12 protein-coding genes are annotated in these 13380 nt (G+C 68.8%); 3 read left to right on the top strand and 9 right to left on the bottom strand.

From position 1 onward, the window contains the following. Nucleotides 1-72: 72 nt before the first annotated feature. From C8D81_RS10890 to C8D81_RS10850, 9 genes are all read right to left on the bottom strand, one after another. Complete coding sequence (locus tag C8D81_RS10890) at nt 73-939, bottom strand: DUF4253 domain-containing protein (RefSeq protein WP_094426558.1); 867 nt, start codon at nt 937-939, stop codon at nt 73-75. A gap of 48 nt (nt 940-987) precedes the next feature. Then, the gene (locus C8D81_RS10885; RefSeq protein ID WP_229123262.1) at nt 988-1836 is read right to left on the bottom strand and encodes an ABC transporter ATP-binding protein; all 849 of its coding nucleotides are present in this window, start codon (nt 1834-1836) and stop codon (nt 988-990) included. Then, nucleotides 1811-2809, bottom strand: a complete 999-nt coding sequence (locus C8D81_RS10880; RefSeq protein ID WP_229117694.1) for an ABC transporter permease — start codon at nt 2807-2809, stop codon at nt 1811-1813. Before C8D81_RS10880 ends, C8D81_RS10885 begins: the two co-directional genes overlap by 26 nt. A 151-nt stretch (nt 2810-2960) precedes the next feature. After that, entirely contained in the window at nt 2961-4199 is a 1239-nt protein-coding gene (locus C8D81_RS10875) for a M15 family metallopeptidase (protein WP_133626052.1), read from the bottom strand. 353 nt (nt 4200-4552) lie between these two features. Then, entirely contained in the window at nt 4553-4858 is a 306-nt protein-coding gene (locus C8D81_RS10870) for a GIY-YIG nuclease family protein (protein WP_133626051.1), read from the bottom strand. A 207-nt stretch (nt 4859-5065) separates the two neighbouring features. Further along, complete coding sequence (locus C8D81_RS10865) at nt 5066-6640, bottom strand: FMN-binding glutamate synthase family protein (RefSeq protein ID WP_133626050.1); 1575 nt, start codon at nt 6638-6640, stop codon at nt 5066-5068. Then, a complete protein-coding gene (locus tag C8D81_RS10860) occupies nt 6637-7263 on the bottom strand; it encodes a class I SAM-dependent methyltransferase (protein ID WP_229237953.1) in 627 nt (208 codons plus the stop codon). The genes C8D81_RS10865 and C8D81_RS10860 overlap by 4 nt, the downstream gene beginning before the upstream one ends. After that, nucleotides 7260-7715 carry a hypothetical protein gene (locus C8D81_RS10855; protein ID WP_133626049.1) on the bottom strand — a complete coding sequence of 152 codons (456 nt, stop codon included), beginning with the start codon at nt 7713-7715 and terminating at the stop codon, nt 7260-7262. Before C8D81_RS10855 ends, C8D81_RS10860 begins: the two co-directional genes overlap by 4 nt. Beyond that, nucleotides 7715-8320 carry a DUF1707 SHOCT-like domain-containing protein gene (locus C8D81_RS10850; protein ID WP_133626048.1) on the bottom strand — a complete coding sequence of 202 codons (606 nt, stop codon included), beginning with the start codon at nt 8318-8320 and terminating at the stop codon, nt 7715-7717. Before C8D81_RS10850 ends, C8D81_RS10855 begins: the two co-directional genes overlap by 1 nt. Before the next feature lie 29 nt (nt 8321-8349). On the opposite strand from C8D81_RS10850, the gene C8D81_RS10845 reads away from it, so the two are divergent. The 3 genes from C8D81_RS10845 to C8D81_RS21850 all read left to right on the top strand — a co-directional run bounded on the left by C8D81_RS10845 (nt 8350) and on the right by C8D81_RS21850 (nt 13259). Continuing rightward, entirely contained in the window at nt 8350-10089 is a 1740-nt protein-coding gene (locus tag C8D81_RS10845; protein ID WP_133626047.1) for an IlvD/Edd family dehydratase, read from the top strand. Between the two features lie 105 nt (nt 10090-10194). Beyond that, on the top strand, nt 10195-10395 hold the full coding sequence (locus tag C8D81_RS20895) for a hypothetical protein (protein ID WP_094404855.1): 201 nt from the start codon (nt 10195-10197) through the stop codon (nt 10393-10395). 83 nt (nt 10396-10478) lie between these two features. Then, nucleotides 10479-13259: a helix-turn-helix transcriptional regulator gene (locus C8D81_RS21850; RefSeq protein WP_166646764.1), complete on the top strand. Its 2781-nt coding sequence runs from the start codon at nt 10479-10481 to the stop codon at nt 13257-13259. The last annotated feature ends 121 nt before the right edge of the window (nt 13260-13380 follow it).

Below are 13380 nucleotides of genomic sequence, written 5' to 3'. Positions count from 1 at the left end.
TCAGCGCGGCGCGCCAGCACACGCGCGTCACATTCTGGACTTTCGCGTTCAACCAGGTTGCCCGGGGCCCGGTCAGTTCCACCAGAAGTCCCACTCGCGGCGGGAGAAGAGCAGCTCGGCGTATGCCTCGGGATCCTGATCGATCACATCGGGCGCCAGCCCGTAGTGCTCACCGGCCAGCTGCCGGGCCTGTTCGGGAAAGCGCGGGGGTCGCTCCACCGAGAGCCGCAGTCGGTCGGGGCCCAGCCCGACCAGGACCGCGCCGAAGCGGTCCTCCCAGCTGCGCAGCACGGCGCTGACGTCGCCACCGGTGTATTCGTAGCCCTCGGCACCGGTCCAGCCGAGCGCCGCGGGCACATCGGCCGGCCGGGTCACCGGGGTCAACAGCAGCGATCGTTCGCCGGCCACCGGGCGTACCCCGACCAGCTGGTCCTTCGCGGGCTCACCGGCCGCCAGACCGAGCCAGCGGCTGCGCCAGGGCTCCAGGCCCTCCAGCTCCTCGGCGGCGGAATAGGTGCGGGCGAGCAGCGCCTCGGCATCGTCGGCGACCGCCTGCGGGGCGCCCACGCCACCGGCCAGCCAGCCGGGCTCGACCGCTGACGCGCCCTCCACCAGGACCGGCCAGATCCCGGCGTTCGGGAAACGGTCCGCGACGGCGTACCACTCCTCGCTGAACTGATCCGACCGGTCACTGAGCCAGCAGAGCGCGATCGGTTCCGAGCGGCCGGTGACGTTCATCCGGACCAACCGTCCGGCGGGCAGCCCGGGGTTGTGCTGGTCCGGGTCACCGGCCTCGGTCGCGCGCAGCTGCAACCGGATCCAGTCGTTGTCGTTCACCTGGTCGAAGCCGAGGTCGTCCAGATCCAGGCCGCCCTGGCTCGCCGGGGTGGCGCGCACCTTGCTGCCCATCGCATCACGAATGGCGTCGCGGAATCCCATGCGTTCCACCCTGCCCTACCCACCGGAGGCCTGTCGAAGGCGGGGCGTTCAGACCTCTTCGGAGTTCTGCTCGGAGTTCTTCACGTGCAGGAACTTCAGGTACGCCTCGGTGACCTGGTCGGGGTGACCGCGCATCATCAGGTTGCCGTGGTCCAGCCAGATGCAGTCGTCACACAGCTCGCGTACCGATGCCAGGCCGTGGCTGACGAAGAACATCGCCCGCGACTTGGCGCGCAGTTCCTCCAGCTTGGCCGCCGCCCGCTCCCGGAAGCCGGCGTCACCGGTGGACAGGGCCTCGTCGACCATCAGGATGTCGGGATCCATGTGTACGCCGACCGAGAAGCCGACGCGGGCGTTCTGGCCGGAGGAGTAGGTGCGCATCGGTCGGTCGATGAACGGGTCGGTACCGGCCTCGGCCCACTCGGCGACCTGCTCCGCGCGCTCGCGTACCGCCTTCTTCGACAAGCCGGCCGCCAACCCGCCGAGGATGATGTTCTCCCGGCCGGTGAGGGCGTTGTTGAAGCCGACACCGAGGGCCAGCATCGTGGACGCCTTGCCCCAGGTCTCGATGTGCCCGGAGGTCGGCGGCAGGATGCCGGCCAGGGCGCGGAGCAGGGTCGATTTGCCCGCACCGTTGGCACCGATCACGCCGACCGTGGTGCCCAGTTTCACATCGAAGCTGATCCCCTTGAGGGCCTCGACGGTGTGCACCTGCCGGGTACCGCGGCCGAAGCGGACCACTGCCTGCTTCAGTGTCGGGCGCTTCTCGAAGGTGGTCTTGTAGGTGATGCGCAGGTCCTGCACCCGGACCGCGAGATCCTTGCGGTCGGGTTCCAGGGTGAAGCCGTCGCGGGTACGCCGCGGGGCGCGTTCAGTAGATCCGGACAGCGAACTCACGCTCCCTCGACATGAAGAACAGCGACCCGACGATCAGTGTTCCCACCCCCCAGGCGGTGGCGATCAGCCAGTAGGAGAGCCGCGGAAAATCACCTTCGATGAGTAGCGAGGAATAGCCACTCAGCATCGAGTACGCCGGGTTGAGCTGAGCGGCGGTCTGCAGCCACTCGGGTTTGTCCGCCAAGTGGATCGGCGACCAGAGAATCGGTGACAGGTAGGTCCAGATCCGGATGAAGAACGGCAGGAAGTTGTTGGTGTCGCGGAAGTAGACCTGCATGGTGGCGAAGATTGCAGCCAATCCTGCGCCGAACAGCAGCATCATGAGCAGGAAATAGCTGGCAAGCAACTGCTTCGGGCTCCATTCGATGGCCCGCCACCAGAACAGGTAGATCACGAGCGAGACCGGGAGTGTCGGCAGGAACCGGAAGAACGCCGTGTGCACCGCACCGAGCGGGATCAGTAGCCGCGGGAAGGCGGTGTTCAACAGCAGTTTTCCGGCCGTCGTGACCGATGTCGAGCCGGCATTCGCACAGGTCGTGACCAAGGTGAAGGCGAACAGGCTGGTCGTGAGGAAGGGGAAGTAGACCGGGTCGGAGGCCACTCGGTTCGACAGGATCGCGACCAGCAGGAAGTAGACCCCGGCCATCAGCAGCGGGTTCAGTACCAGCCAGATCTGGCCGAAGAAGGTGTCTGAGCTGGTGGCGCGCATGTTGGAGCGGGACAGCTCGAAGGCGAACTCGCGGCGCTGCCAGAGTTCGGTGAGGTACTTCTTCAGCGGCGGCAGCCCGTTGTGGTGCGGGCCGTAGTGGTTGTAGACCCCGGGGGCCAGGTCGGTCTTCGAACCGGTGGGCACCTTGGGCAGGTCACTGTTGGGGACGAACTCGTCGTCGCTGCCGAGGGCGGGGTCGAGTCTGCCGTGGCCGGGGTTGCCGTCGTCGGGCGACGGCTCGCCTGGCTGCGGTTCCGCGCTCAACTCATCACTCCTTGGACTGCCGGGGCTGATCGATTCGCCAGTCTGCCACGGCACCGGCGGCCGACTCACATTTCACACCCCGCCGGGGCATGAATCGGCCCCCGCTCCGAGGAACGGGGGCCGATTTCTGGGTACGCCTGGTGGGCTGGTTCTAGACTCCGGTGCTGGCCAGGCCGCCCACCGACTCCTTCACACCGGTGTCCTTGGAGTCCTTGACATCGGCCGGGGCCACATCGGACCCGTCATCGACCGGGGCCACGTCCGAGCCGTCTCCGACCGGGGCCGGATCGGAGCCGTCACCGACCGGGGCCGGATCGACCGGCGGCTCATCGACCGGCGGGGCCGGATCGGTGGGCGGGACGGGATCGGTGGTCGGGGGGACCGGGTCGGTGGTCGGCGGGACCGGATCGGTGGTCGGCGTCGCCTTCGGTGTCTTGGTCGGCTTGCCCGTCGGAGTCGCGGGCTTGGTCGGCTTCGGGGTCGCGGTAGCGGACTTGGTCGGCTTCGGGGTGTTGCAGAGCCGGGCGATCTGCGGATCGACCTGGCCGGGCTTCTGCGGCCGGGCGGTCAGGCAGGTGGGGGGCGGGGGGCAGGAGGGGCCCGGCTTCATCTCTTTCTTGTTGCCATCCAGCGGGACCAGGCACGGGACCTGCGTCGGCTTCGGGGTCGCCGGGGTCTTGGTCTTGGTCGCGGTCGGCTTCGGGCTGGCCGGCTTCGTGGGGCTCTTGGTCACCGTGGGCTTCTTCGTCGGCGACTTGGTCGCGGTCGGCTTCTTCGTCGGCGACTTGGTCGGCTCGGACTTCCGGCCGTCCTTCTTGGCCGCCGCGGTGTATTCGTCGATCTTCGCCTTGTCGCCGATGTACTCGAAGTGCATGGCGTCCTTGGTGTTCTTGTAGTGCCCGCCCCAGTAGAAGCCGTACTTCATCCAGGTCGCGACCATCTCCGGCGGCATGTCCGACTTGAACTTCGACTGGTACGGGTTCTGCTCGGGGTTGATGTCCACCGCGCGGGCGTACGCGTGATTGGAGGGGGTCGACGACGAACCGCGGACCATGCGGCAGTTGTAGCCGTAGATGACCTTGATGTCGTAGTTGTACTTCTCCTCGCTGATCCGCATCAGCTCGCTCACCAGAGGGGCCAGCTCGCTGCGCACGCTGGCCGACTTGCCGCCGTAGCTGGCCTTCGCGGTCTTGATGCCGGGGCAACTGATCTTGCCGCCGCTGGCCTTCACGTCTGCGGAATCGTTGAATCCTTTGGGGTGCGTGACGTAGTCGCGTACGGGCTTCGGGTACGCACTCTGCGGCGCGGCCACCGACTGGCCGACGAAGGCACCCAGCCCACCGACGGTCACAACGGTGGCTGCGACGATCGCTGCCAGTTTGCGGTTCATGATCTCCCCCAGGGGTTTCGGTTCGTGTCCCCGACGTTAGGGAGAACCGGGTCCCGACCGACACCTCAGAGGGGGTGGAAACTTCCCCTACGTTGTGGGGTGGGCAGTGCCCACCCCCGCCGGTTGAGCGAGGAGCACTGCCCACCCCCCCGCCGGTTGAGCGACGAGCACTGCCCACCCCCCGCCGGTTGAGCGAGGAGCGCAGCGACGAGTCGAAACCAAGGGGTGGTTTCGTCTCGCTCGTTCCTCGCTCGCTCAACCAGCGTGTGGGGAGCGCAGTGTCCACCCCCCCGCCGGTTGAGCGAGGAGCGCAGCGACGAGTCGAAACCAAGGGGGCGCCGATCCGACCCAGCTCAGTCGTCGACCGCTGACCTCCGTTCCTTCCGGTTGCGAACGGAGTATCCCCGCAGGAGCTCGATCTCGCCGGCGATCAACGCCTCCCGCTTGGCGCGACTCCAGCCGTGCAGGCGTCGCTCCATCGCCCAGGCTTCGTCAATGCGGTCATACTCCTGTGCCCAGACGAGAGTCACAGGCAGTCGGCGACTGGTGTACTCGCCACCCAGCCCACGGGCATGCTGCGCGACCCGTGCCTCAAGATCGCGGGTGCTGCCGACGTAGAGCGACTGATCCGCGCAGCGGAGGATGTAGACCCAGGCCATCCGATCAGCCTGGCGACTGTGACATCCACATGCATGGCGATCGGGTGGGGGCTGTGGATAACTGGCACTTGGTTTCGACTCGTCGCTGCGCTCCTCGCTCAACCGGCGTGCGGGGGACGCGCTGCGCTCCTCGCTCAACCGGCGTGCGGCACTTGGCTTCGACTCGCTCGTTCCTCGCTCGCTCAACCGGCGTGCTGGGGCCCTCGCTCAACCGGCGGAAGGGGTGCACATCAGGGTGGTGATCTCCTGGGAGATCGCGGGGCCGGGTACGCCCCAGCCGGGTCGGTAACCGCAGATCTCGGCCAGGGGTTGCTGGCTGCGGTTGCCGTCGGCGAGGGCGACATCGTCGGGGGAGATCAGGCCCGGATGCGGTACCCCGGTGGCCTCGGCCAGCTTCAGCAGATCGCGCCGCAGGGTGCGTACATAGTTCGCCAACCGCACCGACTTGAGCTCGGGATCCAACCCGGAGGCGAGCCAGCGGTCCTGGGTGGCGACCCCGGTCGGGCAGCGGTCGGTATGGCAGAGCTGGGCCTGGATGCAGCCGATCGACAGCATCGCCTCCCGGGCCACGTTGACCAGGTCCACCCCCATCGCGAACGCGACCACGGCATTGTCGGGCAGGCCGAGCTTGCCGGAGCCGATGAAGGTCAACCGGTCGGTGATGCCGGCCTCGGCGAAGCGTCGATAGACCTGCGCGAAGCCGATCCGGAACGGGAAGGAGACGTTGTCTGCGAACACCAGCGGCGCCGCTCCGGTACCACCCTCGCCGCCGTCGATGGTGACGAAGTCGACCCCGCGCTGCCCATCGGCCATCTGCTCGACCAGGTGATCCCAGAACACCAGATCGCCGACCGCGGATTTGATGCCCACCGGCAATCCGGTCCGTTCGGCGACCCGCTCCACCACGTCGAGCATCTCGTCGACGCTGCGGAACGCCGTGTGCCGCGACGGGCTCTCCACATCCTGACCCTCGGGTACGCCTCGGATGCGCGCGATCTCGGCGTTCACCTTGGCCCCGGGCAGATGCCCACCGAGCCCGGGTTTCGCACCCTGGCTGAGTTTGAACTCGATCGCGCGCACCGGCGCGGACTCCACCACCTGGCACAACCGGTCCAGATCGAAACGGCCCTCGGCGTCCCGGCAGCCGAAATAGCCGGTACCGACCTGCAGCATCAGATCACCGCCCTGGCGGTGATGATCCGACAACCCACCCTCACCGGTGTTGTGCCAGCAACCCGCCAACTTCACACCGCGATTCAGTGCCTGGATCGCCTGCGGGCTCAGCGAACCGAAGCTCATCGCGGAGACGTTGACCACCGATTCGGGGCGGAACGCATGCCGTCTGCCGCGCGGCCCGCCGAGCACCTTTGCACCCGGCAGGGGCGCGGAAAGGTCGTCTAGGTTGGGATTCGGGGCGATCTCGGTGAACGTGCGCTGCTTGATCACCGGGAAGTTCAGCTGCTCCACATCGTTGTCGGTGCCGAACCCGAAGTAGTTGTTCTCCGCCTTCGCCGAGGCGTACACCCAGCGCCGCTGGTCCCGGCTGAACGGCCGCTCCTGATCGTTGGCGCTGACGATGTACTGCCGCAGCTCGGGACCGATCGACTCCAGCGCGTACCGGGCACGGGCGAGCAGCGGGAAGTTGTGCCGCAGTGCGTGTTCGCGCTGCAACAGATCCTGGATCGCCAGCCCGGCCAACCCCGCCAGGCCGGCCACCGGCAGTGCGGTCAGCCAGCGCTTCTTCTTGCTGGCTTGGATTTCCGGGCGGACCCGCGAGCTCATCCCGCGTCCTTGCCGAGGATGGTCACCAGGAAATCGGAGTCTGGCTCGAAGGGCCGCAGGTCCCAGGTGGACACCCCCACCTGGACGTCCAACCCGGCATGCGCCAGATCGGTCAGATAGCCCTGGAAGTCATAGCCGCGGTCTCGGCCGAAGCCGATCACCGCGCGCCCGTCGGCCCTCAGATGGTCGGCGAAGTTGCGCAGCACCGGGACCCGGGTCTCGGGATGCAGGAAGGTCATCACGTTGCCGGCGCAGACGATCGCGTCGAACCCCTCGGCGATCCCGCGGGCCGGCAGGTCCAGCTCGGCCAGGTCACCGACCAGCCAGGTCGCCTCCGGGTAGTCGGCCTGGGCGGCCTCGATCAGCACCGGATCCTGATCCACCCCGACCACCGTGTGCCCGGCCCGGGCCAGATAGCCACCGGTGCGCCCGGCACCGCTGCCGGCATCCAGCACTCGCGAACCACGCGGCAGCAGCGCATCGACCAACCGGGCCTCGCCATAGATGTCCTGCCCCTGCTCGGCGAGCTGCCGGAACCGCTGGGCGTACCGGTGCGAATGCTCGGGGTCGGCGGTGACCATCTCGGTCCACTTGCTGGGCTTCGGCTGCGACGGCGTACTCACGCCGCGATGGTACGCCGACCCCCGCGGGCGAGCAGCTGCCGGATCGCCATGCCGTACGCCGCAGCGCCCACCCGGGCGACCACCGGGTCGAGCCGGCGCGGCATCCCGCGAACCGACAACTCCTGCCGCCACTCGATCACCGACCCCGTCCCCGCGGGCCGGATCAGCACCTCGATCCGGCCGCCGAGCAGCCACCCACCCTTGCCGATCAGCACCCGCCCGCTGCGCCCATCGGCCGGCGGCGTCCACTCCAGCACCCGCATCACGTCATCGAACCCGACCGGGCCGATCGCCGTCCGGGCGGTGAACCCGGCACCGGTGCGCAGGCCGCGGCCGTCGTGCTCGACCGTGGTCAGCGGGATCACCGCGGTGTGCGCATCCAGATCGAACAACGCGGCCAGGGCCTGCACCGGCGGCAGCGGACTGCGCGCACGGATCAGGAAGTCCGCCATCAGCGCAGTTCCTTGGCCGCCGCCTTGCGCTCCCACGAGTTCGCGTACCGCACCACCAGGGTGCCCATCCCGGCCGAACCGTTGACGACCAGGATCGGACGGCCGGGTGCCGGCGTACCGTCGGTCTTGTTGCGGATCGTGCCCATCGACCTGGTGACCCCGGAGGTGTCGGCGGCCCAGCCGTCGGGCAGCACGATCTTCACCGTGCCCATCCCGCCGTCCACCCAGACGTGGATCACCTGATGGTCGGTGCGGGCGGCCAGGCAGTTCAACTTCACCGATCCGGCACTCCCGCGCAGCATCAGGAACTGCGGGATCTGCCAGTCACCGCTGCGCTTCTCACTGGACCAGCCGGCATCCAGGATCAACGGGTTCTCCATCGACGATCCGGGCCGCAGCTGCTGCGGCATCGCGGGCCCGGTCCCCGTCGGCAGATCGGCCAGCACGGCGTCCAGGTCGCCGAAGGTGACCGCCTGCAGGGCGGCTGCGGCGCGTTCGCGCAGCTCCTCGGCGCTCAACCGGCCCTCGGCGTACGCCTCCTGCAGGGCCGCGATCGCGCGTTCCCGATCCTCGTTGCCGGCTCGCAGTTCGGAAGGGCTGGTCATGGCGGTCAGCGTACGCGAGGGTTGGGTGCATGGCTGAGCACAATGACGAGCGCCAGCTGCGCTCACAGGGATGGTTCGGTGGACGCGACAAGCACGGCTTCATGTACCGGAGCTGGATGAAGAACCAGGGCATTCCCGAGCACGAGTTCGATGGCCGACCGGTGATCGGCATCTGCAACACCTTCTCCGAGCTCACCCCGTGCAATGCGCACTTCCGCAAGCTCGCCGAACATGTCCGCCGCGGTGTGCTGGAAGCGGGTGGATTCCCGGTCGAGTTCCCCGTCTTCTCCAACGGAGAATCGAATCTTCGCCCCACCGCGATGCTCACCCGCAACCTCGCCTCGATGGATGTCGAGGAGGCGCTGCGCGGGAATCCGGTGGACGCGGTGGTGCTGCTCACCGGGTGTGACAAGACGACCCCGGCGCTGCTGATGGGCGCCGGATCGGTGGACCTGCCGAGCATCGTGGTCTCAGGCGGCCCGATGCTGAACGGCCGGCACCGCGGGGAGACGATCGGCTCCGGCACCATGGTCTGGCAGTGGAGCGAGGACGTGAAGGCCGGCAAGATCTCGATGGAGGAGTTCCTCTCCGCCGAGTCCAGCCAGTCCCGCTCGGCCGGCACCTGCAACACGATGGGCACCGCCTCGACGATGGCCTGCATGGCCGAGGCGCTCGGTGTCGCGCTGCCGCACAATGCCGCGATCCCCGCGGTGGATGCCCGCCGCTATGTGCTGGCGCACCTGTCCGGTTCCCGGATCGTGGAGATGGTGCACGAGGATCTGCGGCTGTCGAAGGTGCTCACCCGCGAGGCGTTGGAGAACGCGATCCGGGTCTGTGCGGCGATCGGCGGGTCCACCAATGCGGTCATCCATCTGAAGGCGATCGCCGGCCGGTTGGGCGTACCGCTGGAGCTGGAGGACTGGACCCAGGTCGGGCACGGTACGCCGACGATCGTCGACCTGCAGCCGTCCGGCAGGTTGCTGATGGAGGACTTCTACTATGCCGGCGGGCTGCCCGCGGTGATCCGGCGGCTCGATGAGCAGGGGCTGCTGCCGAACCCGGACGCGCTGACCGTCAACGGGCGCACGATGCGGCAGAACACCGAGCACGCCGAGGTTTATGACGAGACCTGCATCCGGGCGCTGGAGGACGCCCTGGTCGCCGATGGCAGCCTGCGGATCCTGCGCGGCAACCTGGCGCCCAAGGGTGCGGTGCTGAAGCCCTCCGCGGCGACCCCGGAGCTGATGAAGCACCGCGGCCGGGCGGTGGTGTTCAGCGACTACGACGACTATCTGGCCCGGATCGGTGATGAGGATCTGGACATCGACGAGAACTGCGTGATGGTGCTGCAGAACTGCGGTCCGAAGGGTTATCCGGGGATGCCGGAGCTGGGCAACATGGGCCTGCCACCGAAGATCCTGGCCCGCGGGATCACCGACATGGTCCGGGTCTCCGACGCCCGGATGAGCGGCACGGCGTACGGCACGGTCGTGCTGCACGTCGCCCCGGAGGCCGCCGCGGGTGGCCCGCTGGCAGCGGTCCGCGACGGGGACGAGATCGAGCTGGATGCCGATGCCGGGGTGCTGCACCTGCACGTCAGCGACGAGGAATTGGCGGCCCGGATGGCGGTGCTGCCGGCACACGAGCCGGCGATGAGTGGTGGCTATCAGGGTCTCTATGTACGCGAGGTGCTGCAGGCCGACGAGGGCTGCGACTTCGGCTTCCTGCGCGGTACCCGGGGCGCCGCGGTGCCCCGATACAGCCACTGAGGGTGCCTCAGGCCTGCCTCAGCGCCGATCTGAGGTAGGCGTACCCGATGAAGATCGGGCAGTCGCCCCATGTGCGGACCGGGGCCTCAGCACGAGTGTTGAGTCATGAGCAACAGCGACTACTACCAGATGCAGATGTTCCATCAACGAGAGAACGAGTTGCTGGCCGAGGCTTCCAACGATCGGCTGGCGCGACAGCTGACCGGTCCCGGATGGCTGCGGCGGCTCGTCCACGATCTGGTCGGCGGCCACGGGGAGCGTCCCCCGGGCCGCCGGCCGGCCCATCGCCCGGCGGGGGCGCGCTGAGCAGGGCAGTCCCGCGGCGTGGCAGCTTGGACGTGCCACGCCGTGGCAGCTTCGACGTGCCACGCCGTGGCAACATGGCTGCCGTGCTGCGAGACCGCGTCGTCGGGCGTACCGAGGAGTTGGCCGCCCTGGCGGAGCTCTGGGCCGAGGCCCGCGCCGGTCACGGCCACCTGGTGCTGCTCGGCGGTGAGGCCGGGATCGGCAAGACGACCCTGGTCCGCGCGTTCACCGAGGGATTGAGCGACGCGACCGTGGTCACCGGACAGTGCCTGATGTTCGGCTCGGAGGCAATGCCGTACGCCGCGGTCAGTCAGGTGCTGCGTGGGCTGGTCGCGGTGCACGGTGCCGACCGGGTGATCGAGTGGGCCGGTGGCGGTCGGGATGCGCTGGCCGGGCTGGTGCCCTCGCTGGGTCTCGGCGGTGCCGGCGCGGTCGATGCCATGCAGCAGTTCGAGGCGGTGGCCACGGTGCTGGAGCGGGCCGCGGCGGCAACCCCGCTGGTGGTGGTGATCGAGGACCTGCACTGGGCCGATCCGTCCACCGCCAGCCTGCTGCAGTTCCTGGCCACCACGCTGGCCGACAGCCCGGCGATCCTGATGCTGGCCACCTACCGCAGCGACGAACTCACCGGCCGGCATCCGTTACGGGCCACCCTCGCCGAGCTGCAGCGCCGACCGGGCGTACGCCGGATCCCGCTGGGGGTGCTGGATTCGGGCGCGGCCGCCGAGCTGGTGACAGGTGTCGCCCGGGACGCCACACCGGCGATGGTGGCGCGGATCGTCGAGCGCAGTGAGGGGGTGCCCTACTTCGCCGAGGAGATGGCGCGGGTGGCCGGTCGGCACGGGAAGCTGCCGAACACCCTCCGCGAGGCGCTGCTGGTCCGGGTGCACGGGTTGAGCGAAGCGACCCAGCGGTTGCTGCGGGTCGCCGCGGTGGCGGGCGTACGTTTCGACGAGGACCTGCTGGCCGAGGTGCTGGGTGAGCCGGATTCCTTGTCCACAAGGCTTCGCGAGGCCCTCGACGCCGGTGTCCTGGTGAGCGACGAGGACGGGTACGCCTTCCGGCACGCCCTGCTGTGCGAGGTGCTCACCGAGGAGCTGCTGCCGGGGGAGGCGGGACGCTGGCATGGTCGGTACGCGGATGTGATCGGGGCCGACACGTGGCGTTTCCCGGGCCACGATCTGTCCCGGCACCTGCTCGCCGCCGGTCGCGTCGATGAAGCATTCCGGGCCTGCCTGGAGCGCGCCGACGCACTCGGTGAGGCGCATCTGGACCGACTGGGACTGTTGGAGACCGCGCTCGAGCTGTGGGATCGGGTGAGCGAGCCGGAGGCGGTTGCCGGTGGCCGGGACGTGCTGCTGGCCAATGCGGCCGCCGCCGCGTCCTGGTTCAGCGATGCGGCGAAGGGACTCAAGCTCGCCACGGCCTGTCTGGAGGCGACACCGGCCGATGTGGATCCGCTGGTGCGGGCGGATCGCCTGTTGACCCAGGCGCGGGCGCTGGAGTTCAGTGGCGGGGCCGGTTCGCTGGCGATCGCCGAAGAGGCGTTGGCGCTCACCCCGGAGGATCCGCCGACGGTGCAACGCGCCCGGGCGCTGGACTCGGTGGCGAACATCCTGATGCTGCGCGACGATCGCGCGCGGGGGCTGGAGTTCTGCCGGGCCGGCATCGAGGTGGCACTCGCGGTGGATGACCGGGTGACCGTGGATCGGCTGCTGAACACCCAGGCGAGCTGCCTCGGCGCGATGGGCGAGGAGACCGAGGCGGTGGCGCTGTTCACCGATCTGCTGCCGACCACCGCGGATCTCTCGATGAACCCGCAGCGCAACCAGTTGCGGCACTTCACCAACTTCTCGCATCTGCTGAATCAGATGGGTGAGTACCAGCAATCGGTGGAGGTGGCCAGGGCCGGAGTGCAGATGGCCCGCGGTCTCGGGCTGGAACGATCGGCCGGTTCGATGCTGGCCGGGAATCTGGCAGATCCGCTGCTCTCATTGGGAGAACTGGACGAGGCACGTCGCCGGATCGCACGGGCGATGTCGCTCGATCCGCCGTTCGCGCACTACACCCAGTTGCTCACCCTGCAGCTCGAGCTGGCCTGGCTGGCCGGGGATCTCGATCTCGCTGAGGAGCGGCTCACCGAACTGCGCGGGCTGCTCGACCCCGATGTCGCGCAACCGCAATTCCTTGGTGAACTCGCATTCTGGGAATCCTGGTACTGGCTGGATCGCGACGAACCCGATCGCGCCGCGGCCCTGATCCGCTCGACGCGGGCCAGCATGCGCAACGAGTACGCGACCCACTCCTGGCGGTTGATCCTGGTCGGCGTGGAGGCCGGCCTCGGGGATGAGGAGTTGGAGTCGTGGGCGGCCGGCTTGCCGACCGTGGCGATGAGCTCGGTCTGGTCATCGGCCTGGCGCGCGCTGGGTGATCCGAGTGTGCAGAACTGGCAGGATGCGTTACGGGTCGATCCGCCGCGTACCCCGCTCTGGTTGCGATTGCGGCTGCTGGAGGGGCTGGCCGCGGCCCAGCTCCGGGGTCGCTCGAGCGGGGTGTCGGAGACGGCCGCCGAGGGCCTGCGGTTGGCGCGCGAGAGTGGGGCGCTGCGCTGGGTACCGCGGTTCGAGGCGCTCGCCGAGCGGGGCCGGTCCGCCGGTGCCGAACGCCCCGGCGGCCTCACCCCGCGCGAGCTGGAGGTGTTGAAGCTGGTCGCCCGCGGGTTGAGCAACGGCGAGATCGGCAAGGAGTTGGTGGTTTCCACCAAGACCGCCTCGGTGCACGTGTCGAACATCCTGGCCAAACTGGGCCTCTCCTCGCGCACCGAAGCCGCCGGCTGGGCGTACGAACGCGGACTCGTCGACTGACTCCACGCCCACCAGGTGGATCCCCACGCTCATCGAGTAGCTCGCGCAGCGAGCGTGTCCCCCCGCTCATCGAGTAGCTCGCGCAGCGAGCGTGTCCCCCACGCTCATCGAGTAGCTCGCG

Source organism: Enemella evansiae (assembly GCF_004362375.1).
GTDB lineage: Bacteria > Actinomycetota > Actinomycetes > Propionibacteriales > Propionibacteriaceae > Enemella > Enemella evansiae.
The sequence above is the reverse complement of the archived record's forward strand: the minus strand, read 5'-3'. Positions and strand labels throughout refer to the sequence as shown.